The following is a 23,887-nucleotide window of genomic DNA, read 5'->3' as shown; positions in this document are numbered from 1 at the left end:
TCAGACACTCTTTTTAGGGAATTAAATTGAATAATAAAGAAAAAACCCAAATCTTACAGAACTTTGAACTTTGAACTTTGAACTCTCAAAGAAACCTACTTCTTAAGCGACTCGTGTTCTTTCTTTTTTGAAACGCTGTACAAATCATGACGGCGGTCCTTCAAGTTTTTCACAGCGCCATTATGGTGCAATTCTTTTAGAAGATCTAGGTCTACATCAGCAATGAGGATCATCTCTGTATTAGGCGTTGTTTCTGCTTTTACTCCGTTAGATGGGAAGGCAAAATCACATGGGGTAAATACCGCACTTTGAGCATAAGAAATGTCCATGTTTTCAACCGCAGGTAGGTTACCCACGCTACCAGCAATAGCTACATAACATTCATTCTCTACCGCTCGGGCCTGACAACATAAACGTACTCGTGCATACGCATTTTGAGTGTCTGTCAAGAAAGGAACAAACAGCATTTGCATCCCATCTTCTGCCATAATGCGGCTCAATTCAGGGAATTCACTGTCGTAACAAATAAGAATCCCGATTTTCCCACAGTCGGTATCGAAGGTCTGAATTTTATTCCCGTTGCTCAATCCCCAGACCTTCTGCTCGTCTGGAGTTACATGGATCTTTTCGTATTGCTCAATAGTTCCATCGCGACGACACAGGTTTCCTATGTTGTATAAATGCCCATCGATGATTTCAGGCATGGAACCTGTGATGATATTGATATTGTATTTGATGGAAAGTTCAGAAAATCGATCCCTAATCATTCCGGTGTACTTAGCCAATTCACGTATCGCCTCGCTAACGCTTTTGTCATTATATGCTGCCATCAATGGCGCGTTGAAATATTCCGGGAATAAAGCGAAATCAGACCTGTAAGCAGCTAGACTGTCCACAAAGTACTCTACTTGCTGCATCAGCTCCTCAATGCCCGCATAAGGGCGCATTTGCCATTGAATCAAACCAAGTCGAACAGTGCTTTTCACCGTCTTTGTATCGTCTGCTTTTAAAGGCGCTGTATAATAAATATTATCCCATTCTAACAATACTGCATATTGCTTAGAAGCTGCGTCTTCATCTAGGTAATTCTTTAGCACACGAGTCACATGAAAGTCGTTACTCAATTGGAAATTCAAGACAGGATCGTTGATTTCCTTCATACGCACCTTCTCGATGTATTGTTTAGGTGTGTGGTCCTTAGAATAATTATGATACCCAGGAATACGCCCACCAAAGGCAATACCTCTCAAGTTCAAATTCTCAACCAACTCTTTACGGTAATCGTACAAACGACGACCCAATCGCATCCCGCGGTATTGTGGCTTTATAAATACTTCAATCCCATACAGTACGTCCCCTTCATCATCATGGGTGTCAAACTTGTAACTGCCCGTCACTTCTTCATACGTATAATGCCCACGGAAGTCGTCATAGTTCACGATAATAGATAACGCACAGGCGACAATCTCATCGTTCACTTTTAGAACCACCTGGCCCTCCGGGAATTTATCGACTAATGTCTTGATTTGTTGCTTGCTCCATATAGAATCTGGCAAGTTAGAATAGGAGTCAATCATCGCGTGTTTCAACTGCTCATAGTCAGCCACGTTTAGGAACTCCAAATTCAAATTATCTATTTTGTCTATGTTTACTGTACTCATTTAGTGGGTGTTAATTTCTGTGCAAAGGTAGTCGTACCAACGTTTTTCACTGCCTAATTGCTGTTAATTCTATATATCAAAAAACCTGCATAGTCTATAATTAGGCAATGCAGGTGGTTGGTTGTTCCGCCTTCGCGAAAGCGAACTTATCTCAGAAAGTTTACTTTTGTTGTGTCACTCCGTTGAAGTCAACAAACTGATTGCAGTCACTCAAATCAACACAGGAGAAGGAAAGTTTCTTCCACGCCGTTCCATTCAAGCTTTGTAGTGTAGCTCCATTGTCGGTAGGCTCTATAAGAATTTTAAAATCTGGAAGTTTATCCTTTGTATTAATAGGTTCATCCTGACTTATCATTCCGTAAGCATTTATCGCTTGTGGGCGATTGTTATTCTTTGACCAGGATAATTCCTTCCAGGCACAACCTTCTGTACACTCCAGTTTTACGATCGCATCTTTAAGTGAAACGAATTTGATCTTAAAATCTTGAGACACTCTGTTTTTATCTTTATTAGAACCACAAGAAATGGTTGCTGCCGCGATAAATAGTATAAGAAATATATTTTTCATAATGCTTATTTTAAGGGTTTTACAGTGAGATTTTACATATCTAGAAGATACGCAAATATCAATGGAGCCACAATCGTAGCATCGCTTTCTACTATAAATTTAGGGGTGTCCATATCTAGTTTTCCCCAGGTAATTTTCTCGTTAGGCACAGCTCCTGAATAACTACCGTAACTGGTTGTGGAATCTGAAATCTGACAGAAATAACTCCAAAATGGCGTGTCCGTGCGTTCCATGTCTTGATACAACATTGGTACCACGCAAATAGGGAAATCTCCTGCGATACCACCACCTATCTGGAAGAAACCAATACCGTTCTGGCTGTTGTCTGTGTACCAGTCTGCCAGATAGGTCATGTATTCAATCCCGCTCTTAACGGTGCTTGCTTTAAGCTCGCCTTTCATTACATAGCTCGCAAATATATTCCCCATGGTACTGTCTTCCCATCCTGGAACGACTATAGGTAAATTAGCTTTAGCTGCTGCGTACATCCAGGAGTTTTCGATTGGAATCTCATAGTATTGCTCCAGTACGCCACTTAATAACAATTTGTACATGTACTCATGTGGAAAGTAACGCTCGCCTTTAGCTTCCGCATCTTTCCAAATCTTTACGATGTGCTCTTGTAATCTTCTAAATGCTTCTTCTTCAGGAATACAAGTATCCGTAACCCTATTCAATCCTTTTTCTAGCAAATCCCACTCGTCTTGTGGTGTCAAGTCACGGTAGTTAGGAACTCTCTTGTAGTGAGAGTGCGCCACTAGATTCATTAAATCTTCTTCTAGATTAGCACCTGTACAGGAGACGATTTGTACTTTATCCTGACGTATCATTTCACCAAAAATCTTCCCAATCTCTGCCGTACTCATTGCTCCAGCCAGTGAAACTAGCATTTTGGAACCTTGGTTCAGTTGGGCTTCATAACCTTTAGCAGCGTCGACTAGTGCGGCACCGTTAAAGTGAAGGAAATATTTTTCTATGAAATCTGTAATAGGTTTACTCATGAGTTTGTTTTTGAAGACTAGTCTTCGTTGATGTTTTTCATTTTCTTTAATCCCGCTTTCGCGAAAGCTTTATCAGAATCATATCCTTCTTCTCCTTCAAGGGCAATGTCCTTGAATTTGTAGCTCAGCATTTTGTAGTACAACTTAGCTGCAAGGAAGTCGGATGACTTTTCATTTGGATTAGGGCATAATTCAACGATGTCAAACCCTACCACGTTTTTCTCTTCAAAAACGCCTCTTAAAAAGTCTAAGGTCTCGTACCAAAACAAGCCGCCAGGCTCTGGAGTGCCCGTCGAGGGACAAATAGAAGGGTCAAAACCATCAAGGTCGATGGTAATGAATACGTTTTCAGTCAGCGCTTCTGTAGCCTTTTCGGCCCAGTAGTCGTCTTGTGCCATCTCATGAGCGTAGAATACTTTTTCCTCATCGTTGATGCCTAATTCCACGCTGTCCATACTGCGTATTCCTACCTGAACGAGATTGGTCGTTTGGCTGGCTTCATAAACCGCACATGCATGATTGCAAGTGCTGCCATCGTATTCTTTTCTCAAGTCTGCATGCGCGTCGATTTGTAAGACACTCAAGTTTTCAAACATCTCATTGAAGGCTCGTATACTTCCTATAGAAATGGAATGTTCTCCTCCAAAAAGGGTTACAAATTTATTCTTCTTAATATATTTCTTTGTCGTTGCGTGTACCGCATCCACCATAGCTTCTGGTGAGCCACGCTCTGCCACAGGGTCTGCAAGATACACGCCGTGTTGATACACTTCAGTATCTGTTTCTATATCGTACAATTCCATATTGCGACTAGCGTCTAGAAAAGCTTCAGGACCCTTATCGGCTCCTTTTTGCCACGTGCTCGTTCCATCATAAGGAACTGGAATTAGAACTATGGATGCATTGTCCAAACCAGCATATTGATCTTCTATGCCAGCGTAGTTAGTAGTACTCATGATAAAATGTTTAGTGTCAAGTGGATAAATATAATAAATATCAAAGGCAGATTAATAGCCTAATATATTCAGCATCTGCTCTGATGTTTGTTGCTCTCTGAAAATCCTCGTTTGTATTTCGCCATTTTCATCTCTCTCGATCAAGACGTGTTTAGGATTAGGGATCAAACAATGTTGAAGCCCGCCATAACCTCCTATACTTTCTTGATAAGCTCCTGTATTAAAGAAACCTATGTACAACGGTTTGTCTTTATGGTATTTAGGCAAGTAAATAGCATTTACGTTTTGCTCGCTGTTGTAATAGTCGTCGCTATCACAGGTCAATCCGCCCAACAAAACACGCTCGTATTCATCATGCCACCTATTGAGTGGGAGTAATATGAAACGCTTGCTTATAGCCCAAGAATCGGGCAGTGTAGTGATAAATGAGCTGTTGATCATGCTCCATTTTTCACGATCGTTTTGTTGTTTTTGGTGCAAGATTTTATAAATCGCTCCGCCGCTTTCTCCCACTGTAAAAGAACCAAATTCCGTAAACAAATGAGGAACCTCAACTCCAGAGTCTTCACAAACTAATTTGATTTGGCTTACGATTTCTTCCACCATGTATTGATAGTCAAACTCATAAGCGAGGCTGTTCTTAATAGGAAAGCCACCACCTATGTTTAAGCTATCTAATGAAGGGCACATCTTTTTGAGCTGAATGTACACCTTCAGGCATTTGTGTAATTCGTTCCAGTAATAAGCGGTGTCGCGTATACCGGTGTTGATGAAAAAGTGCAACATCTTAAGTTCCACTTGATCGTTACCTTCAATCTGGTTTTTGTAAAAGGCTTGGATATTTTTATAACCTATACCTAATCTACTGGTATAGAATTCAAACTTAGGTTCTTCTTCACTGGCAATCCGAATCCCAACTTTGAATTTTTTCTCTGTTGCCTGTTGTAAAAGCGGCAACTCCTCTAGATTATCAATGACGGGAATGCAATTGTGTTGACCGCTGTTGATCAGATCAGCAATGTTTTCTATATACAAATCGCGCTTGAAACCATTACACACCACATAAGTATCCTTAGTGATTTTACCGCTTGCTTTGAGGCTCTTTACAATGTTGATGTCAAAAGCACTACTGGTCTCGATATGTATATCGTTTTTGAGCGCTTCATCCAGCACATGCTTGAAATGAGAGCTCTTGGTACAATAGCAATACCTATAGGTGGCTTGGTAGTCCGCTTTCGCGAAAGCGGTTTCAAACCAACCTTTTGCACGATTGATGTTTTCTGAAATCTTAGGTAAGTAGGTGAACTTCAATGGGCTACCATATTCCTGAACCAATGACATAAGGTCTATGCCATGAAATTGTAATTGTCGGTCCACGAGATCAAATTCCTCTGACGGAAAATGATAGGTTTGATCAATAAGATCTATGTATTTGGTATTCAATACGTTGATTTATAATAATTACTAATAAACTAACTAAGTTCCGTATTGTCGGCTATATGTATGTTAGACAAATATTAAATTTAAAAACTCATCTTCAAATTGATGACTTCTTGCTTGGTCAAAAAGCGGTAATTACCCCTAGGTAAATCTTTTTTAGTCAAACCACCTAAAACAACGCGGTCTAATACGACTACTTCATAGTTTACGTGATCAAATATTCTTTGTACAATGTTGTCCTGATTGCTATGTATTTCAATTCCTACCTCATTGTTTCTTCCACCTTCTACATAGCTGATTTCTTCCACCTTAATTTCCTCACCTTCAATAGAAATTCCATTGCGGATTTTCATCAAGTCTTCATGCTTAAAACTACGGTCCAGTGCAACGTGATAAATTTGGCGCACTTTCTTGTTAGGGTTGTTCATTGAATTTGCCAGTTCTAAATCACTTGTAAATAGCATCAACCCTACGGATTTTCTTCCTAATCTACCTACGTAGTGAAGTTTAGAGGTACTGGCGTTAGCCATCAAATCCATAACGGTTTTTGAAGCCTTCTCTCCTGAACGCGGAGTAATAAATCCTTTAGGTTTATTAAGCAAAAAGTACTCTTTTAATTTAGGCTCAATAGAGCGGCCATCAAATTTCACCTCGTCAGACGGTTGAACTCTATAACCCATTTCAATAACGGGTTTGTCATTAACGGTAACACTTCCAGCGGCAATATAAATATCTGCATCTCGACGGCTGCAAATACCGCTATTAGCGATGTATTTGTTCAAGCGTATTCCTTTAGCATCTGATTTAGCCGTGGCTGTCGTTTCTTTTTTCTTACGGTTGATGTATTCTTTTTTAGTAACAGGATTTCCAGATCTGGAGGTTCCTACTACTTGATTTTTTCCACCGCGGGTATTTTTTGTAGAGGCACTCCCACGCCCAGAGGTGTTGCTAGTATGCTCTTGGGATCCAGCGTTTCTTCGATTACCACCTTTTCCAGTTGAGCTACCGCTACCGCCTTGACGACCACTGCCTTTTCCTTTAGAACCTTCATTTCCTCTACTCATCACTTCAATTTTTTGCAAAGATAACTTTTTGGTAAATGCTACACGAAAAATCGTAATTCACAAATACTTCATTCCAGATATTTGACTGTAATATGATACGACCTATATCTGCTGTTTTCGTTTGCTGATTACAGGATAGAAATAACTAATCTTCAAATTTAACAGTCGACTGTCGCTTTCTGTTGACGTTTAATTGAGTCACATCAGGCCTGGAATAATGTCCAGCTGGATCAAAATTCTGACGTTCTTCAAATACTCTATTTAAATCTAAAGTTGCGGTGATCAGCTCTTCTTTCCCTATTTGCGGCTCGATAATCCACTCGCCATCTGGGCCAGCTATACAACTGCCACCATTTGCTAAAACTGCAGGTGCATTTTCTAGCAGTTCTTCTAAATGTGGTGTGCCTTTTGGGAAATGCTCTTTCAACATAAGGCTAGAAACAGACAAAACAAAGGTGCGTCCTTCTCTAGCTATGAATCTGGTAATATCTTTAGTATTGTAATCGCTACCTGGCCAGGCTGCCACATGCAAATTAGTACCTTGAGCATACATAGCAGCTCTAGGTAACGACATCCAGTTTTCCCAGCAATTGAGACCACTTACTGTAAAGCCTTTAAGGTGATGAGTTACTAATCCGTTTCCATCGCCTGGTGACCAAGTAAGTCGTTCATCATAAGTAGGTTGTAGTTTGCGATGCACACTTTGAATCAAGCCATTTTGGTCAATGTAAACCAGGCTGGCGTACAAGCTATGACCACCTCGATCGCTGGGGCGCTCTATGATTCCTAGATAGATGGCTATGGAGTTCGCTTTCGCGAAAGCGCAAACCACCTCAAGATCTCCTGCTTCTATGTCCACGGCATTTAAGCAATAATGCCGGTGTAATTCTTTCACCACCTTTTTATTCCAAGCAGCACCATCTGTAAGCGCTAACCAAAACGGGTAACCAGGTAACAAGGCTTCACCGAAAACTACTAATTCTGCATTTTCATTTTTTGCCTGCTCTAGGCTTTGCAATATCTTTTCAAGAGTCGCTTCACGATCCAGCCATACGGGTGCGATTTGAGCTAGTGCTACCTTGATGTTCGAATTCATTATAGTATGGTATTTAAACGTTCTAAAATTCCTGGCAAATCGATGAGTAGAATAGAAAATACACCTAAAACGATAATGATTTTGAGGATAAAATGAATCAATAAATACTCGCGTTTTCTACGAGAAGACCACAGCAGTGGTAAACAAACTAACAATGCGCCTGTGATAAAGGCAAAATAGTAATTCATATATCCTGTTTCAAAAAACAGGATCAATGCAGCTACTGGTAAAATGGTCACTACCGTTAATACCGTATAAAACTTCTTTGTAGTCTTCTCGCCCAGTACCACTGGCACTGTATGATAGTTATGGGCTAGATCCCCTCTCAAATTCTCTAAATCCTTGATCAGTTCTCTCATACCTATGATTAAAAATAGGAACAACCCATGAACCAGGACAACTAGATAGAAATTTTTATAGTACATAAACAGTACAAAGAACGGCATGATGGCTAGTGCAGCGGCAATCAAATTCCCGATAAACAAGACCTTTTTAAGTTTATGGGAATAGAACCACATGGTGGTAATGTAAACGGCATAGAATAATCCTGCGCGCCAAGAAATTATCAATCCAAAACCAAAGGCAATCCCATTAAGCAAAAAATAGACCGACCATAAGGTGGAGCGCTTCACCTGATTTTCTAACAAGGTTTTTTGGGGCCTGTTGATGAGGTCTTTTTCTCTATCGTAAAAATTATTAATAATATATCCACCTGCAATCGCAGCGGCAGATGCGACAATGATTAACCATAACTTATAATCTGTAACAATCTCACGTACGGAACGGCTGGGAGCAATAATAAAAATAACGGCTAGAATCTGTGCGAGTGCCACTAAGGCTACGTTATACAAACGTACACTAGAGAACAAACTCAATACCTTGATAGCAAGTGGCTTGAGTTTACTTTTGTTACCGTTCATAGTGGTAGTTGCAGGCATGAATCAAAGTTAGCGATTATTGTTTCTCTAAAATCTTATATCGATCAAGATTGACCATCTGTAAAAAATGAAATAAGTTATCTGTGTAGTAAAATACGACCTGTATTTCAGACATAAAAAAAGCCTGAAACAAAAGTTTCAGGCTTTTCAAATTTTTAGGAAGTTCTAATTACTTCGCTGGCATCAATACAGCATTTACTGCGTGTACTACACCATTTGATTGCTTAACATCTGCGATTACTACAGTAGATTTACCACCTTTAGCGTCAGTAAGTACTACTTGTCCATCAACTACAGCTGCAGTTAAAGCTCCACCATTTACAGTGGTTAAAGTAGCTTTACCATTGTTCTCTTCGATCATTTGGATCAATGAAGCTGCATCTACATTTCCACTAACTACGTGGTAAGTTAAGATTCCAGAAAGAGTTTCTTTATTTTCTGGCTTCAATAGAGTGTCTACAGTTCCAGCTGGAAGTGCAGCAAAAGCGTCATTAGTAGGAGCGAATACAGTAAATGGTCCTTCACTGTTCAACGTTTCTACAAGACCTGCAGCTTGTACAGCAGCAACTAGTGTAGTAAGGTTATCAGCTTTTGATGCATTTTCTACGATCGTCATGTCTGGGTACATTTTTGCACCACCTACAGTAACAGCCATAGCATCACGTTCCATCATTTTTTCTTCTTCCATAGCTAAAGAGTCAGCAGTACGTTGCTCCATCTCTAGTTTTTCAGCTTCCATTTGTTCTTTTTCCTCATCTTTACAGGATGTTAGTGTTAACGTTCCTGCAATAAGAGCAAAACTTAATACTTGTGTAAATTTCATAATTGTTGATTTAATTGAGGTGTAAATATATTGTGGGAATGATATATCAAACTACGTCTAACGTATGTTTATCAATTGATTAGGTAATATTTAACAATCTAGATACATTCGTCTGTATAATATGCTAAAATTCAGGCATATAAAAACCACCTGAATTAGAATACAGGTGGTTTTCTTACAATTTTTTATCCTGTTTTATTGCTGTGAAGCGTCTAAAACGGCTAGGTCGCTATCCAGCATCGCAAAAAACTTGTCTAGATTAGGCATGATAACGATTTGAGTACGTCGGTTTTTGGCTCTGTTCTCTCTACTATCATTAGCCACAAGTGGATCAAAACTAGATCTACCAGCAACAATTAATTGCTCTTCTGGCACATTGAATTTAGAACTTAATCTACGAGCTATAGCCGCAGCTCTTTCGGTACTTAGATCCCAGTTATCTTTTACATAACTGCCCTCTTTTACCGTACGGCTATCTGTATGACCTTCCACTAGGATTTCTAGAGATGGTTCAGAATTAACAACGGCCGCGATCTTAGAAAGAATGTCGTCTGCTTTATTTCCTACTTTATAACTACTGTCATTGAATAGAAGATTGTCAGCAATCTCTATCATTACGACGGTATTCTCGATTCTCATGTCGACATTCTTACCGGCGTTTTCACCTTGTAATCGTTGCGACATCTTGTAACTGATAGCCAGATTAAGACTGTCTTTTAATGTAGTAGCAGTTGCTAGTTGCTCCGCTGGCACATTTTGAAGGGTGCGACGCATCGCTTGCTTGTTTTTCTCTGAAACAGCAAACTCTCCATTGTTGGAGGTTACGAGCATTCCTTCTTTCTCACTTTGTAAAGAAGCAATTTTAGAATTGTAGCGATCTACTCTAGTTTCAATCGCAGCAAACTTTGCTTCTAGATCTTCTTTTTCGACTCGAGTTTTGAGCAACTCTGATCTAGTGTTGTTGTAATCGATTTCTAATTCGTTGTATTTCTTTTTAGAGACACAACTTACGAGAACGGCTGCAATGGTTAGGGTACCAACAGCCTTTGTTAACTTGTTATTCATATTTAGGGTTTTTAGGTTGCCTAGAAAACCCCCCAATTGCAGTTCTAGTATCTGGAGTGTATTAGAGTTTTGTTAAAGAGTTCAAATAAAAACTAAAAGAGCTGGAAATAAATTGCCCTGAAGTCGCTCTATGCTGGTAAGGAGTTCGCTTTCGCGAAAGCGAACTTTACCACAAAAAAAAATCCCGAGATTTTGAATCTCGGGATTGTATTTATAGTATTGCAACTGTTTTACTCACCTTCTGTAGGCGCGGTGCCGTCCATCTGCAACTTATTATTGAATTCCAAAGTGCGGATAGGGAAAGGAATATTGATATCGTTTGCATCATACACTTTCTTGATGGCAAGTATCGCATCGCTTTGTGCTTGTAAATTCTGTTTTTTCTTAGTGGCATCCACCCAGAATCTTATGATGAAATTGATGCTACTATCGCCGAATTCCTGATAGAAAAATTCCACCTCTTCACCATCTTTCTGTTCAAATTTCTCTGTTATGGCGTCTATTGCTAGTTTTTTACAAAACTCAAGATCCATTTTATAACCTACACCACAGCTTACCACCACACGCATTCTAGGGGTAAGTGTAAAGTTCTTTAATGGATTATCAATAATGGTCTTGTTAGGAATGACGACCATATTATTATCGGCTTGTTTGATAAGAAATTTATCCAATTGGATTTCCATCACCTCACCTGAAAAATCAGAGGTTTCTATCCAGTCGCCTACACGTACCTCCTTTCGGAAAGACAATATGATACCACTAATAACATTAGACATCGAGCCTTGAAGCGCCAAGCCTATTACCAGTCCAGAGATACCAGCACCAGCAATAATACCTTGAACGACATCATTGAGATCTAGGACACTCATGGCAATAAATATCCCGGCGATCACTACCACTATGGCAACAGCCTTACCGGCAAGTCTGCGCACGCTTGCCTGCGACACACGCCCTTGTAGCAACCGTTGAATACCCTTATCAATATACTTTGAGGTAAAATAGGCAAGGAGTAATACAACGATTGCAATACCTATATTAGGTAAGTGAGCTATGAAGGAGTTGTACCATCCAGCCAATTGATCCCAGATCAATTCGCCGCTATCTTTAATTTCAGTGCCAGTTTGGGCAGTCTTTGAAGTTTGTTGTGCTGCTTCTTGTAAAAATGTCATCATCCTTCAAAAATATCTTTTTGTAAACGGAAACCTTGATCCTTAACAGGTTTTAACGATTCTAGCATTAACAATATAGGATGATTGTATCTAATAGAGAACTTTCAGGACTTATGGTATGACAGCATATCACAACCGGTGTTGAGCTATTTTTAAGATGCTGCCACCACAATTCCCAGTATCTTTGTAGCATGGAGCATAAAGCAGGATTTGTAAACATCGTAGGAAACCCTAATGTGGGTAAAAGTACATTGATGAATGCGCTAGTAGGCGAGCGTTTGTCAATCATTACTAGTAAAGCACAAACAACCAGACACCGTATTCTGGGCATTGTTAATGGTGAGGATTTTCAGATGGTCTTGAGTGATACTCCTGGAATCATGAAGCCGGCCTACAAGCTTCAAGAAAGTATGATGGATTTTGTCAAGAATGCTTTTGAAGATGCAGATTGTATTCTTTACATGGTAGAGCTAGGCGAGAAGGAGTTAAAAAATGAAGAGTTTGAGAAGCGACTGACTTTTGCAGAGGTTCCTGTAATTGTATTGATCAATAAAATTGACAAGGGGAATGAAGAGCAGTTGACTGAGGCACTGGAACACTGGAAACAGCGACTTCCTAAAGCTGAAATTTTTGCAATAAGTGCGCTAGAAAACTTTGGAGTACCACAATTGCTGAATCGCATCATTGAGATTTTACCCGTTTCTCCAGCTTATTATCCTAAAGATGTTCTCACAGATAAACCAGAACGCTTTTTTGTCAATGAGAGCATTCGTGAAAAAATATTGATTCATTACAAAAAAGAAATACCATATTCCGTAGAGATTGATACAGAGGAGTTTTTTGAGGATGAAACTATCATACGCATCCGGTCTGTGATTATGGTCGAGCGGGAAACCCAAAAAGGGATCATCATAGGGCACAAGGGAACTGCTATTAAAAGGGTAGGAGTAGAAGCAAGAAAAGATTTAGAAAAATTCTTCGGTAAACAGGTGCACTTAGAATTATATGTCAAAGTAAACAAGAACTGGCGCAGCGACGAGAAGCAGTTAAAGAGGTTTGGTTACAAGGGAGAGAACAAATAAACGTCAGTATATCCTATAAATAAAAAGCCGCTATAAGCGGCTTTTTGTCTTTAAAATAGAAAGTCAATCAACGTTAGGTGGCGCTAGAGAGTAACCGATGCTGGTATAAGCTTTTAAGTTGTCCATATAGGCTTCTTCCTTAATAATTTTACCTTCATCATTATAGGTAATGACAGAAAAGCCATGAACCATGATCTGGTTACCCGTAGCCGGTGCTCCATTAAACATTCCCGCATTTGTACCTGTGGCAGTCCATTTGGTAAAGCTTTTATTGTTCTTTACAGCCACGAGCTCGTACTCAAAGTGTAGGTCTGGAAATCCGGTCAGGTACATGTTCATCAAATTTGTATAACCAGATTTACCTTCAAACTCAATATCACCATTTGCATAACGCACAAAGTCATCGCTCAGTTGTGCCTCCATTAAATCAGGATTGCCAGTGTTCCAGGCTTGATACCTAATTTCATTAGTCTCTCGTATCGTTTCTTCCAGGTTATTTGTTGTAGTTTCTTTCTCTTCAACCTTTTGGTCACAAGAAATGAAGAATGCTACAATTAAGATCGCTGCGGTGGTATTCCATAGTTTCATAATGGTAGGATTTAAAGATTAGTACTCTAAGATACGATTTCTTTTTATCTGATACTCAATTGAGTATCGTTATTTCGCTTTCGCGAAAGCGAATTTTCCTCCATTAGCTTTACAAACTAGAGGATACAGCGGTTTCTACATATGCTCTAGTTTCTAAATCGTAAATTACATTTGATCTGAAAATCTTTTGAAATTCAGGCAACCATTTCAAAACTGCTGTGTCTATGTTAATAGAAAGCATCTAAAACGTGAAAGTGATTCAACTTTATACCAACGAAAAAAAGCTGATTGAAAAAGCTGCGCAAGGCGATCGCAAATCGCAACGCAGACTTTACGATAAGCACGCTGGTAAAATGTTGAGCGTTTGCAGGCAATACGTCTCTCCTCTTGAGAGTGCAGAAGAGATCATGCTCAACGGTTTTTTTAAAGTCTTTACAAAATTGGAATCATTCCAGCACGAGGGAAGTTTTGAAGGTTGGGTAAGACGTATCATGATAAGAGAATGTTTAAATTCTTTGCGTAAAAAAGATCCCTTCAAATGGAGTGCCGCCATTGACGAGGAAAAATTAGAAGAAGAACCTGTTGATGACGATGACGATGTCCCGTTAGATACCATTCAAGAATGCATCGATCAATTGCCAGATGGCTACAAAAGCGTTTTTGTGATGTATGCCATTGATGGATTGAAACACAGGGAGATTGCGATGATGCTGGACATAAGTGAGAATACGAGCAAGTCACAGTTCCGTAAAGCGAGATTGATGTTACAGGAACAGTTAATAGATTTAAAAAAGAAGCGCTATGAAGCTTAATGATATAAAAAACAAGTTTGAAGATCGAGAAATACAGCCTAGTGCTGGGTCTTGGGATCGATTGTCTAAACGATTGGATAACAATGACAAGAATAGTAAAAAGCCGATCCTGTTATGGTTGGCTGCAGCAGCAGCGATATTGGTTTTAGGATTAACAGTAGTTCCTTCCTTGTTTTTCAATACTGAGGTAACTCCTATAGATAATCAAATGGTGCAGGAAACTCCAGAAGTAGAGATTCCAGAAACTCATGAATCAATGGAGGTAGAAACGGAGAACCAAACGATTCCAGAGGTGTACAGAGAACAAGAAGCCATTGCAACAGTAGAAAACACAAAAAAAGCCACTCAAAAAACAACGAAAACACCATCAGCAACAAAATTTCAAAACCAGGACATCATTTTAGAACAGCCTAAAAAAGCGATGGCAATTTCAACTGACACACAAACGGGTGTGGCGCAAGTAGCTCCAGGTATTGAAGAGGATAAAAATCCAGAAACACCTATCAATGAAGCGGATGCCTTATTAAATAAAGCCTTGCAAAAAATCCAATTGAAAGAAGCGACGGCAACCACGATCAATCCCGAAAAACTTTTACGAGAAACCGAATGGGATCTAATGGATAAAAAACACAACAGGCTAGAGAATACTTTGCTCGATGGCCTGGGAAGACTCAAACGAGAGGCCGTCGCGTTGATCGATAGAAACTAGTAAATCAAAAAAAAATATAAATAACAATAATCAGCTATTTAGGTATAGCAGACAGGAATCACTCACTTTAAAATCAACTATCATGAAAAAGCAATTACACTTTATAACTATCATTTTAATGCTGGCTGGCACGCTTGCAGCTTACGCGCAGAATAAATCGACGCTAGACGACCTATATAAAGTAACCGATACGATAAACGGAGAACCAAGAACTATTTACTATGAATCAGAAAAGATATATGAAAGTATTCAAGCAACAAAGCGTAAAAATATAGATGCATTAGTAGAGAAAAAGAGGATTTATGAATCTAATCAAAGGACACAACTTGCTGAACGAATAGAGGAAATAGATGAAAGAGTTAATAAAATAGATGCCTATACGCAGGAAATGGCTCAAAGAGACAAAGAAGGTACTGCAGAACAATTTGCCGAAAGAATAAATAAGCACAATCGATTAATTGACGCTCAAATAGAATTTGAAAAGGTGACCACTAAACTGTCTAATGGAGAAGGCAACGCTGTGGTTGCAGATTTTGGAGACGGAGTGAATATTCGCATTAAAAATCGCAATAAAGAGGCAGATAAGAACGTCAATACCACCTCTGGACTTTCTTTAGGTTTCGGGTATAACTTTATTAATGGCGATGATTTAGGCATTGATGATTTTAGCTATGCAAATAATAACTATTTCTCGGTAGGTGTTTATTGGCTAACAGCCCTTAATAAAAGTCAAACCGTAAGGTTCAAGTATGGTATCGAATATCAAAGCCAGGGCACTGAGCTCAACGGTAACAGAGCGTTCACGATTAGTGACCCAGATAACACACAGATTCAGCGACTGAGTTTTGATGCAGATAAAGCAAAATTTCGTCAAGATCAATTGGTTTTTCCCTTACATTTTGAAATAGGAGGAACTAATCGCAAAGAGTATGAAGATGGACGTGTGCGTTTTGATAATTACAAGAAATTCAAAATTGGATTGGGTGGGTACGCAGGTTTTAACATGAGTTCTAGATTAAAATATAAATATGAATTGTCTGGTGACGATATCAAGCAAACCACTATTAATGCATTTGATAATAACGTGTTGCTATACGGTGTAGATGCCTATGTGGGGATTGATGATTTCAGCATATTCGGTCGAATGGCACTTAATGATATATTTGACACAGGGTCAGTAGATGGACAGTATATGGCATTTGGAGTCCGTTGGAATTGGTAAATTACATGATCGATTAGCCCAAGACAACCCTTGTAAGGAATTACAAGGGTTGTTTTATATTTATAAAAACTAATCTCTCATGAAACATCTCATTTTGTTATTATCGTTCTTATTTAGTGTGATCACATTTGCGCAGGAATCTGAAGAAGAAGTGGAAAAAGGACCTTATGATTTTTTGAACTTCTTTGATGAAGAAAGAAAAGAGCGCGAGGTGATGACCACAACTAATCTTGTTGTGGCAATAGGCTGGAATCAAGCCTTAGGTGATGGCAATGGAATTGGTGATGATTATCGCTTTTGGGGTTCGGGCATATTTGAATTTGGAATAGATTTCTCTACGCGACTTCAAAAGGAAGATGACTTATTGCGTTTTAATTATGGACTTTCAGTTCAAAGGCAGACTCTTAGGATCAACGGTAATAGGCAGTTTGAAACTAATGATGATATTACAACATTGGAACCAGTTCCATTTAATGTGGACAAATCAAAGTTTGCTCAATCCACACTTATCGTCCCATTGCATCTAGAAATAGGGCGCGGCGAGTTGAAGACATATGATAACGGCGTGTCAAGATATGATCGAACCGAAACCTTTGTAGTTGGCATAGGCGGCTATCTAGGCTTAAACACCGCAACAAGCCAGTTATTGGAGTTTGAACGCAGTGGACGCGATATTTCTACCAGTCTTAACAATGACTTTGAGATGGAAAGATTTGTTTATGGATTGAGTGCTTACGCTGGAAATCACCATTTACAGATTTTCGCAAAATATGGCTTGAATACAATTTTCAAAGACTCACCTGTAGATCAACGTCATGTAAGTATCGGTTTCAGATTTAGGTAGTAGCTGCTTGAATAGTTTCTGGTATTTTTTGTTGAGTTCGCTTTCGCGAAAGCGAACTCAAAACAATCCTTTTCCCTATTTTTGAAGTATTGCTGGCGATCCATTTTCAGCAACTTCTTCAAGCAGAAAATTCCATGATCTCACGTACTACAGTTGATGCCGTTTTCGACGCCGCCAGGGTAGAAGAAGTCATTGGTGATTTTGTACAACTTAAAAAATCAGGAAGTAATTTCAAGGGGCTTAGTCCTTTTACTGACGAGCGCTCCCCCAGTTTTATGGTGTCGCCGGTAAAACAAATTTGGAAGGATTTCTCATCTGGTAAAGGGGGGAATGCAGTGACCTTCATCATGGAGCACGAGCATTTTACTTTTCCAGAAGCGATCAAATACATCGCTAAGAAATATGGGATTGAAGTGGAAGAAACGGAGCAGTCCGACGAGCAGAAGCAAATGCAGGATGAGAAAGAGTCCATGTTTCTGGTTTCTAAATTTGCAGCCGAATGGTTTGCAGGCCAACTCAAAACTGACGAAGGCCGCAGTATAGGTTACAGTTATTTCAAAGAGCGAGGTTTCACAGAAGAGACCATCAATTATTTTCAGCTAGGCTATTCGCCAGAGCAGTGGAGCGCTTTTACAGATGCTGCTATTAAAGCAGGCTATAAGCTGGAGTTTTTAGAAAAAACTGGCTTGACCATCGTTAAAGACGACAAGCAGTTCGACCGATTCAAAGGTCGGGTAATGTTCCCTATACGCAGCATGTCTGGTAGAGTTTTGGGCTTTGGAGGTAGGATTCTAAACAGTGAAAAGAAAGCTGCAAAATATCTAAACTCACCGCAAAGTGAGATTTATGACAAGTCAAAAGTTCTGTACGGTATCTATGAAGCCAAGCAAGAAATGGCTAAAGAAGACTTGTGCTATCTAGTAGAAGGATATACTGATGTCATCCAGCTCTATCAGGCAGGAATTCAAAATGTGGTGTCCAGTTCTGGAACTGCTCTGACCACGGAGCAAATACGATTGATCAGTAGACTAACTAAAAACATAACCGTCCTCTACGATGGGGATGCCGCTGGATTGCGAGCTGCGATACGTGGGATTGATTTGATTCTAGAAGCTGGAATGAATGTACGTGTTTGCACTTTTCCTGAAGGTGAGGATCCAGACAGTTTCGCAAAATCCCACACGGAATCTGAGATCAAAGAGTTTCTGAAAGATAATGCCGTGGACTTCATACGCTTTAAGTCCGGTCTTTTGAAAAAAGAAGCGGTTGGCGACCCTATCAAGAAGGCAGGGATGATCCGGGAGATTGTGCAAAGCATTGCTAAAATCCCAGATGATATTTCCCGTGAAATCTATGTACGAGAAAGTGCTGCTATTCTTGAAATAGGGGAAGACGTTTTGTTTTCCACTCTTGCTCAAATGCGCAGTTCTGAAATTACAGAAGTTCGCAAAAAGCAGAAACGCGAGCAGGAGTCTCAAGGAATGCAAAAAGTAGCAGATGCTCCGGCAACAAAAGCTGTGGATCGCCGGGAAGTCCTAGAGCGCAACATCATTAGAATCTTACTACTTTACGGAGAACGTGAAGAGGTTTTTGATGAAGAATACCTACAAGAACCAGATGGTGGTGATCTGGTAGTTGAGAAAAAGAAAGACACGATGCTTGTCTATGAAAAAGTGTATGTCGATCTGCAAAATGATGAAATTGAATTTTCTAACGATTCTTTTAAAAAGCTGTACCCTAAATTAATTGACGTTCTCTTATTGCAAGGTAGAATTGATGTGAATACGGTGATGACAGAATTGAGTGATGAAGAAGCCCAGTTAGTAGCAGATCTTATTATGGACGAAGATCGATATCAATTAAGCCGCTGGGATGAACGACAGATATTTGTAAAACAAAAGGAAGATACGGTGGCAACTTATCTAATGGATACGATATTGAATTTCCGTAGGTTGATGATTGATACAAAAATTCAATCGATGATGGCTCAAATGACTGATGATGAGGTAGAACGCTTGGAAATAATGTCTCAGATAAAAGACAATTTAGTCCTTCACCGTTATTTAGGAAAACGATTGAATAGAGTCGTTTAATCTGTAATTTGTAGTAATCGAGATTGGTGGATCAAGTCTGCTATGTTATCCACATTTAGCTTTTTGAGCAACCTTGTTTTGTAAGTGCTGACTGTTTTCTCGTTAATGGAAAGATCTTGAGCAATCTCTTTGTTACGCTTTCCACGGGATAGAAGATTCAATACTTCAATCTCACGAGTAGATAAAGTTTTGAATTTTAAGATCTCGGCTTTTCGAGAATCACTGCTTTCTTTTTTCTTAATGTTGTCAGATAGGAAGTTGTCCCCTTTACAAATAGTGAATAACGCGCTTTTAATCTCTTTTACTGTTCGAGTTTTAGCGATAAAACCATTTGCTCCTGCTTTAACTGCAGATATCGCATAGATCTCTTCAGGATGACAGCTTACAACGAGAATCTTTACCTCTGGGAAATGACTGCGTATTTGTCTTAAAGTTCCTACCCCATTAGAATTAGGTAGGTCAATTTCTAAAATGATAATATCAGGATGGTGCTTTTGAATTTCATTGATAAGAAATCTACCATCTTCTACTTTACCTTTAAAGTTGAAGTTTTTATCACCCTTCAACATGCATTTTAATCCTCGACGAAATACCGGATGGTGATCAGCTATAAGAATATTCATTGGCTTCGCTCTTTCATTTTTCCCATTCTTCCAAAGATAGGAGTAAGACGTATATGTTTCACTATTAGGATTGTAGGTAAAACCTTACGTGTAATTTCACTTCGGTTAATACTGGTTATTATCTCAAATTACCAGGAAATTCCCACAAGGGTATTGGGTTCATTTTGTGCTGATTTCTAGAGTTATAACTCAAATAAATGTGCATAACTTCCTTCTCTCTACCTACAAAGGATTCTGCCGTTTTTCCCTTTTCTATTTCCTCCATCGCCCACTCGAGTTCGTCATACGTCGCTCCTATTTGTTCTTCATCGGTTTTTTCTGCTCCGTATAATCCATCACTAGGAGCAGCTTTTAGGATCGATTGCTGTACAGACAAGTATTTTCCCAATTTATAGACTTCACTTTTTAGCAAATCTGCTATGGGACTTACATCAACGCCACCATCCCCATATTTAGTATAAAATCCTACCCCAAAGTCCTCCACTTTATTCCCAGTCCCTGCAACAAGAAGGCTGTTCATGCCCCCATGGTAATAAAGAGTCGTCATACGCAAACGTGCTCTAGTATTTCCTTCAGTCAATTCTTTTAATGGACTAGGGTCAGCATCAGGCATGGTCTTTATAAACGTGTCAAAAACAGGTGTCAAATCACTGCGCACATCGCTCACGTTGTTAAATCGTGCCTTTAGACTTTTGATATGCTCCTGAGCGCGAGTTACGTGATCAAGATGTTGATGGATAGGCATTTCTACACATAACGTATCGAGTCCTGTAGCTGCGCATAAAGTGGAAGTTACGGCACTGTCAATACCACCACTTATCCCTACAACATATCCTTTCATTCCTGCGTTTTGGGCGTAGTCTTTTAGCCATTTTGTAATTGATTCTGACACTCTTTCTACTTGCATAATCGTATTTTTACCAACTCAAAACTATTCATTAGTTCGCAGAAGGATCAAATGTATAACAAGATAACAACAATTTTATTAGTGTTCGCTTTCGCGAAAGCGATAATCTCCTGCACCCAGGAGCCTAAGTTAGAACAGGAAATTCAAGCGATACCGTTGCAGGTGGAACTCGTGCGTTTTCATGAAGAATTTGCAAACGCACAACTCAGTGACTTACCTAGGTTAAAAGAGCAGTTTCCTCAATTCTTTCCCACAGTGGTCTCTGATAGTATTTGGAAGGCTAAAATTGCTGGGCAAGACACTATTCAAAACGTGCTGGAAAAGGCCGTGGCATCTGCTGATTTTGACTATCAAAACATCCAGAAAGAAGTAGAACTGGTGATGAAACATGTGGAGTATTATTTTCCAGAATTTGAGCCTGTGCCTGTTATTACCGTTTTGAGTGAAGTGGATGATGATTTGAAAGTGGTGCCAACTCCTCAATTTTTATTAATAGGTATTGACAATTACTTAGGGCCAGACCATCAATTATATAAAGGAATTAGTAAGTACAAATCAGTCACACTGGATAGAGACCGCTTAGCAGCTGACGTAGCTCTAGCCTATGCAAAGCTTTTTGTACCACCCGTATCCAGTCGCGGTTTTTTAGACCAGATGATTTATTACGGCAAGCTTCATTATGTGCAGCAGTTATTTGCACCAGCATCCACGCCTGCACAGCTGATGGGGTATCCAGAAAACAAGATGCAGTTCGCACAAGAAAATGAGGAGTACGTGTACCGGTATTTTGTAGATAAAGAATTGCTTTACAAATCAGACCAACAATTGATTTCACGATTTTTACTGCCGGCACCTTTTTCAAAATTTTATTTAGAGATCGATCAAGATACGCCAGGAGGCATCGCTCAATACATAGGCTACCAGATCGTGTCTAGTTATGCAGCAACAAACAATGCAGCGGTGGATGAGATCATACGTACCTCAGCCACTGATATTTTTAATAAATCCAGATATAAACCCAGATCTTAAATGGCAAATAGTAAACGTTCAGAAATACGTATAGGAATCGAGTTAGACGAGAATCGTGTGCCAGAGAACATCGTCTGGAGCGCCCCAGATGGCGGTGTGGAAAGTGCGGTGTCAAAAGCTATGATGGTTTCCATGTGGGATCCTAAGGATAAAGAAAGCTTCCGTATTGACCTGTGGACAAAAGATATGCCTGTAGATGAAATGCGCGTATTTTTTCATCAAACATTAGTCAGCATGGCAGACACCTATCATCGTGCTACTAACGATGAGAAAATGAGAGATACGATGTTAGATTTTTGCGATTATTTTGCGGAAAAGTTGGAGTTGAAGAAGGAAGATTAATAGACCGATCACAAAATCAATTGTCACTGCGCATCGGATAAGTAAACAGGGAGATTGTTAGATCTATATTAGAATATCCAATAAATCACAAAACCCTTGTCTGAACTTCCCTTTGATCATAAACAACTCATAGAACTGGCTTGGTACAAGATGCCATTCGGCGCACACAAGGGGAAATTCCTAAGTGAGTTGCCAGAGTCTTATTATATATGGTTCCGCAGGCAAGGGTTTCCGCAGGGGAAATTAGGTAACTATATGCAGACCGTTTGTGATATGAAGGTCAACGGGATCGAGGCGATGTTAAAAGAAATACGTATGAATACGATTAACGATCACTAGACATGTTCTGGTTGATCTCATCGATATAAGCAAGTACTTCATCTCTACCCGCTTTATTGGTAGAACTGGTTACAAAATAAGGTGGTATTTCTTCCCACAGTCCATCAAGCATCACTTTTTTATAATGTTCCACGTTGCGCTCTAGCGCATTTGGTTTCAACTTATCAGCCTTAGTAAATATGATGCTGAATGGTATGCCGCTTTCTCCTAGATATTCCATGAATTCTAGATCTATTTTTTGAGGCTCATGACGCACATCTACCAGTACAAAACCACAAACCAACTGCTCTCGTTGCTCGAAATATTTGGTAATGAATTTCTGGAACTTTGCCTTGCTACTTTTAGAAACTCTGGCATATCCATAGCCAGGCAAATCCACTAGATACCAGTTTTTATTAATCAAAAAGTGATTGATCAATTGGGTTTTACCAGGACGGCCAGAGGTTTTAGCCAAGCTTTTAAAATCGGTTAGCATATTGATAAGCGATGACTTACCAACGTTGGAACGACCTATAAAGGCGTATTCTGGCAATCTGTTGGATGGACATTTAGATACATCCTGATTAGAGATGATAAACTCAGCACTATTGATTTTCATAAAATGGGTTTTTAGAACTGACGTTCTTTAAGCCATTGGTGTAAGACCTCATTGAATTCTCTTGGGTGTTCCATCATGGCAGCGTGGCCGCATTTGTCGATCCAGAATAAATCACTGTCCGGAAGTTTTTCGTGAAATTCTTCCGCCACGTTAGGTGGGGTAACACCATCTTGTTTTCCCCATATGATGCAAGTAGGCGTGGTCATTTTAGGCAAGTCATTAGCCATATTGTGGCGTATGGCACTTTTTGCGATAGCAAGAGTTTTGATCAGCTTTTTGCGGTCATTCACCACCCCAAAAACTTCATCTACAATCTCTTTAGTCGCTACCGCAGGATCGTAAAAAACATCCTCACTTTTTTTCTTGATGTACTCATAATCACCGCGTTTAGGGTAACTTTCTCCCATGGCACTTTCATAAAGCCCAGAGCTTCCAGTGATGATCAGCGCTTTGATTTTTTTAGGGTACAGTTTTGTAGTTACTAAACCTATATGACCTCCTAGAGAGTTTCCTAAAAGAATCACCTCTTCCCAGCCCATGTGTTCAATAAAACTGTTGATGTGTTTTGCAAATGTGCCCACGCTGGTTTTAATCAATGGCATGGTATACAAAGGCAAGGAAGGTACAACTACTTGATATCCTAGTTTGGGAAAATAATCAATGACGCCCTGAAAATTACTCAAGCCGCCCATCAAGCCATGCAGGATGATTATTGGGGTTCCTTCACCTTCCGTGAAGTATTCAAACTTGCCATCCTTAATTAAATCTTGCGCCATATATGGGTAGTGTCAAAGACAAATATAGTTGATTTGGTTTAATGAAATCAGCCATTTGGTAAGGCAATATTTGAGTTTATTTCGCTTTCGCGAAAGCGAAAACAACAAAAATTTCCCACATTACGAATTCTTCAAGGACACG

25 protein-coding genes are annotated in these 23,887 nt (G+C 39.5%); 9 read left to right on the top strand and 16 right to left on the bottom strand.

Annotated elements, in window-relative coordinates; genetic code table 11:
- Window positions 1–95: 95 nt before the first annotated feature.
- The 11 genes from NMS_RS01730 to NMS_RS01680 form a co-directional block, all read right to left on the bottom strand.
- Window positions 96–1,661, bottom strand: a complete 1,566-nt coding sequence (locus NMS_RS01730) for a bifunctional GNAT family N-acetyltransferase/carbon-nitrogen hydrolase family protein (RefSeq protein WP_041495093.1) — start codon at window positions 1,659–1,661, stop codon at window positions 96–98.
- Between the two features lie 160 nt (window positions 1,662–1,821).
- Entirely contained in the window at window positions 1,822–2,229 is a 408-nt protein-coding gene (locus NMS_RS01725; protein ID WP_041495091.1) for a hypothetical protein, read from the bottom strand.
- Between the two features lie 32 nt (window positions 2,230–2,261).
- Entirely contained in the window at window positions 2,262–3,230 is a 969-nt protein-coding gene (locus NMS_RS01720) for a deoxyhypusine synthase family protein (protein WP_041495090.1), read from the bottom strand.
- A gap of 17 nt (window positions 3,231–3,247) precedes the next feature.
- Complete coding sequence (speB, locus tag NMS_RS01715) at window positions 3,248–4,186, bottom strand: agmatinase (RefSeq protein ID WP_041495089.1); 939 nt, start codon at window positions 4,184–4,186, stop codon at window positions 3,248–3,250.
- 51 nt (window positions 4,187–4,237) lie between these two features.
- Complete coding sequence (locus NMS_RS01710) at window positions 4,238–5,629, bottom strand: type III PLP-dependent enzyme domain-containing protein (RefSeq protein WP_041495087.1); 1,392 nt, start codon at window positions 5,627–5,629, stop codon at window positions 4,238–4,240.
- An 80-nt stretch (window positions 5,630–5,709) separates the two neighbouring features.
- A complete protein-coding gene (locus tag NMS_RS01705) occupies window positions 5,710–6,690 on the bottom strand; it encodes a pseudouridine synthase (protein WP_041495086.1) in 981 nt (326 codons plus the stop codon).
- Window positions 6,691–6,835: 145 nt separating this feature from the next.
- Window positions 6,836–7,786, bottom strand: coding sequence for a carbon-nitrogen hydrolase family protein (locus NMS_RS01700; protein WP_041495084.1), 951 nt, complete (start codon window positions 7,784–7,786; stop codon window positions 6,836–6,838).
- Entirely contained in the window at window positions 7,786–8,724 is a 939-nt protein-coding gene (locus NMS_RS01695) for a geranylgeranylglycerol-phosphate geranylgeranyltransferase (protein WP_231862349.1), read from the bottom strand. Before NMS_RS01695 ends, NMS_RS01700 begins: the two co-directional genes overlap by 1 nt.
- Window positions 8,725–8,893: 169 nt before the next feature.
- Window positions 8,894–9,547, bottom strand: coding sequence for a fasciclin domain-containing protein (locus NMS_RS01690; protein WP_084217583.1), 654 nt, complete (start codon window positions 9,545–9,547; stop codon window positions 8,894–8,896).
- Between the two features lie 195 nt (window positions 9,548–9,742).
- Window positions 9,743–10,612, bottom strand: a complete 870-nt coding sequence (locus tag NMS_RS01685; protein WP_041495083.1) for an OmpA/MotB family protein — start codon at window positions 10,610–10,612, stop codon at window positions 9,743–9,745.
- Between the two features lie 230 nt (window positions 10,613–10,842).
- Complete coding sequence (locus NMS_RS01680) at window positions 10,843–11,784, bottom strand: mechanosensitive ion channel family protein (RefSeq protein WP_052476638.1); 942 nt, start codon at window positions 11,782–11,784, stop codon at window positions 10,843–10,845.
- 188 nt (window positions 11,785–11,972) lie between these two features.
- Here NMS_RS01680 and era point away from each other — a divergent pair, with 188 nt between their 5' ends.
- On the top strand, window positions 11,973–12,863 hold the full coding sequence (gene era, locus NMS_RS01675; RefSeq protein WP_041495082.1) for a GTPase Era: 891 nt from the start codon (window positions 11,973–11,975) through the stop codon (window positions 12,861–12,863).
- 63 nt (window positions 12,864–12,926) lie between these two features.
- On the opposite strand, the gene NMS_RS01670 is transcribed toward era, so the two are convergent.
- Window positions 12,927–13,451 (bottom strand): ester cyclase, encoded by a 525-nt coding sequence (locus NMS_RS01670; RefSeq protein WP_041495081.1) that lies wholly within the window; start codon window positions 13,449–13,451, stop codon window positions 12,927–12,929.
- A gap of 248 nt (window positions 13,452–13,699) precedes the next feature.
- Between NMS_RS01670 and NMS_RS01665 the strand changes: the two genes are divergently transcribed.
- The 5 genes from NMS_RS01665 (at window position 13,700) to dnaG (ending at window position 19,131) form a co-directional block, all read left to right on the top strand.
- Window positions 13,700–14,263, top strand: a complete 564-nt coding sequence (locus tag NMS_RS01665) for an RNA polymerase sigma factor (protein ID WP_041495080.1) — start codon at window positions 13,700–13,702, stop codon at window positions 14,261–14,263.
- Window positions 14,253–14,972: a hypothetical protein gene (locus tag NMS_RS01660; protein WP_041495079.1), complete on the top strand. Its 720-nt coding sequence runs from the start codon at window positions 14,253–14,255 to the stop codon at window positions 14,970–14,972. Before NMS_RS01665 ends, NMS_RS01660 begins: the two co-directional genes overlap by 11 nt.
- An 82-nt stretch (window positions 14,973–15,054) precedes the next feature.
- Window positions 15,055–16,194, top strand: a complete 1,140-nt coding sequence (locus tag NMS_RS01655; RefSeq protein ID WP_148311320.1) for a porin family protein — start codon at window positions 15,055–15,057, stop codon at window positions 16,192–16,194.
- A 79-nt stretch (window positions 16,195–16,273) separates the two neighbouring features.
- Window positions 16,274–17,038, top strand: coding sequence for a hypothetical protein (locus NMS_RS01650; protein WP_041495078.1), 765 nt, complete (start codon window positions 16,274–16,276; stop codon window positions 17,036–17,038).
- A 134-nt stretch (window positions 17,039–17,172) separates the two neighbouring features.
- Window positions 17,173–19,131 carry a DNA primase gene (gene dnaG, locus NMS_RS01645; protein ID WP_041497363.1) on the top strand — a complete coding sequence of 653 codons (1,959 nt, stop codon included), beginning with the start codon at window positions 17,173–17,175 and terminating at the stop codon, window positions 19,129–19,131.
- On the opposite strand, the gene NMS_RS01640 is transcribed toward dnaG, so the two are convergent.
- Together NMS_RS01640 and nadE are read right to left on the bottom strand one after the other, a co-directional pair.
- Window positions 19,128–19,754 carry a response regulator gene (locus NMS_RS01640; protein ID WP_041495077.1) on the bottom strand — a complete coding sequence of 209 codons (627 nt, stop codon included), beginning with the start codon at window positions 19,752–19,754 and terminating at the stop codon, window positions 19,128–19,130. The genes dnaG and NMS_RS01640 overlap by 4 nt on opposite strands.
- Before the next feature lie 118 nt (window positions 19,755–19,872).
- Entirely contained in the window at window positions 19,873–20,661 is a 789-nt protein-coding gene (nadE, locus tag NMS_RS01635) for an NAD(+) synthase (RefSeq protein ID WP_041495076.1), read from the bottom strand.
- A 51-nt stretch (window positions 20,662–20,712) separates the two neighbouring features.
- On the opposite strand from nadE, the gene gldB reads away from it, so the two are divergent.
- The 3 genes from gldB to NMS_RS01620 all read left to right on the top strand — a co-directional run bounded on the left by gldB (window position 20,713) and on the right by NMS_RS01620 (window position 22,371).
- Entirely contained in the window at window positions 20,713–21,690 is a 978-nt protein-coding gene (gene gldB / locus NMS_RS01630) for a gliding motility lipoprotein GldB (protein WP_041497362.1), read from the top strand.
- Window positions 21,691–22,032: a gliding motility protein GldC gene (gldC, locus tag NMS_RS01625; RefSeq protein ID WP_041495074.1), complete on the top strand. Its 342-nt coding sequence runs from the start codon at window positions 21,691–21,693 to the stop codon at window positions 22,030–22,032.
- Window positions 22,033–22,128: 96 nt separating this feature from the next.
- Window positions 22,129–22,371 carry a DUF3820 family protein gene (locus tag NMS_RS01620; protein ID WP_041495073.1) on the top strand — a complete coding sequence of 81 codons (243 nt, stop codon included), beginning with the start codon at window positions 22,129–22,131 and terminating at the stop codon, window positions 22,369–22,371.
- Here the strand turns inward: NMS_RS01620 and yihA are convergent.
- Both yihA and NMS_RS01610 read right to left on the bottom strand, forming a co-directional pair.
- A complete protein-coding gene (gene yihA / locus NMS_RS01615; protein ID WP_041495072.1) occupies window positions 22,358–22,969 on the bottom strand; it encodes a ribosome biogenesis GTP-binding protein YihA/YsxC in 612 nt (203 codons plus the stop codon). The genes NMS_RS01620 and yihA overlap by 14 nt on opposite strands.
- An 11-nt stretch (window positions 22,970–22,980) precedes the next feature.
- Entirely contained in the window at window positions 22,981–23,745 is a 765-nt protein-coding gene (locus NMS_RS01610) for an alpha/beta fold hydrolase (protein ID WP_041495071.1), read from the bottom strand.
- Between the last annotated feature and the right edge of the window lie 142 nt (window positions 23,746–23,887).

Source organism: Nonlabens marinus S1-08, assembly GCF_000831385.1.
GTDB classification, from domain to species: Bacteria; Bacteroidota; Bacteroidia; order Flavobacteriales; family Flavobacteriaceae; genus Nonlabens; species Nonlabens marinus.
This window is presented reverse-complemented; position numbering and strand designations above follow the sequence as displayed.

Bases quoted from the DNA above. Each gene is read 5' to 3' on its own strand.
- NMS_RS01730 (WP_041495093.1), bottom strand. From the start codon at position 1,661: ATGAGTACAGTAAACATAGACAAAATAGATAATTTGAATTTGGAGTTC.
- NMS_RS01725 (WP_041495091.1), bottom strand. From the start codon at position 2,229: ATGAAAAATATATTTCTTATACTATTTATCGCGGCAGCAACCATTTCT.
- NMS_RS01720 (WP_041495090.1), bottom strand. From the start codon at position 3,230: ATGAGTAAACCTATTACAGATTTCATAGAAAAATATTTCCTTCACTTT.
- speB (WP_041495089.1), bottom strand. From the start codon at position 4,186: ATGAGTACTACTAACTACGCTGGCATAGAAGATCAATATGCTGGTTTG.
- NMS_RS01705 (WP_041495086.1), bottom strand. From the start codon at position 6,690: ATGAGTAGAGGAAATGAAGGTTCTAAAGGAAAAGGCAGTGGTCGTCAA.
- NMS_RS01700 (WP_041495084.1), bottom strand. From the start codon at position 7,786: ATGAATTCGAACATCAAGGTAGCACTAGCTCAAATCGCACCCGTATGG.
- NMS_RS01695 (WP_231862349.1), bottom strand. From the start codon at position 8,724: ATGCCTGCAACTACCACTATGAACGGTAACAAAAGTAAACTCAAGCCA.
- NMS_RS01690 (WP_084217583.1), bottom strand. From the start codon at position 9,547: ATGAAATTTACACAAGTATTAAGTTTTGCTCTTATTGCAGGAACGTTA.
- NMS_RS01685 (WP_041495083.1), bottom strand. From the start codon at position 10,612: ATGAATAACAAGTTAACAAAGGCTGTTGGTACCCTAACCATTGCAGCC.
- NMS_RS01680 (WP_052476638.1), bottom strand. From the start codon at position 11,784: ATGATGACATTTTTACAAGAAGCAGCACAACAAACTTCAAAGACTGCC.
- era (WP_041495082.1), top strand. From the start codon at position 11,973: ATGGAGCATAAAGCAGGATTTGTAAACATCGTAGGAAACCCTAATGTG.
- NMS_RS01670 (WP_041495081.1), bottom strand. From the start codon at position 13,451: ATGAAACTATGGAATACCACCGCAGCGATCTTAATTGTAGCATTCTTC.
- NMS_RS01660 (WP_041495079.1), top strand. From the start codon at position 14,253: ATGAAGCTTAATGATATAAAAAACAAGTTTGAAGATCGAGAAATACAG.
- NMS_RS01655 (WP_148311320.1), top strand. From the start codon at position 15,055: ATGAAAAAGCAATTACACTTTATAACTATCATTTTAATGCTGGCTGGC.
- NMS_RS01650 (WP_041495078.1), top strand. From the start codon at position 16,274: ATGAAACATCTCATTTTGTTATTATCGTTCTTATTTAGTGTGATCACA.
- dnaG (WP_041497363.1), top strand. From the start codon at position 17,173: ATGATCTCACGTACTACAGTTGATGCCGTTTTCGACGCCGCCAGGGTA.
- NMS_RS01640 (WP_041495077.1), bottom strand. From the start codon at position 19,754: ATGAATATTCTTATAGCTGATCACCATCCGGTATTTCGTCGAGGATTA.
- nadE (WP_041495076.1), bottom strand. From the start codon at position 20,661: ATGCAAGTAGAAAGAGTGTCAGAATCAATTACAAAATGGCTAAAAGAC.
- gldB (WP_041497362.1), top strand. From the start codon at position 20,713: ATGTATAACAAGATAACAACAATTTTATTAGTGTTCGCTTTCGCGAAA.
- gldC (WP_041495074.1), top strand. From the start codon at position 21,691: ATGGCAAATAGTAAACGTTCAGAAATACGTATAGGAATCGAGTTAGAC.
- yihA (WP_041495072.1), bottom strand. From the start codon at position 22,969: ATGAAAATCAATAGTGCTGAGTTTATCATCTCTAATCAGGATGTATCT.
- NMS_RS01610 (WP_041495071.1), bottom strand. From the start codon at position 23,745: ATGGCGCAAGATTTAATTAAGGATGGCAAGTTTGAATACTTCACGGAA.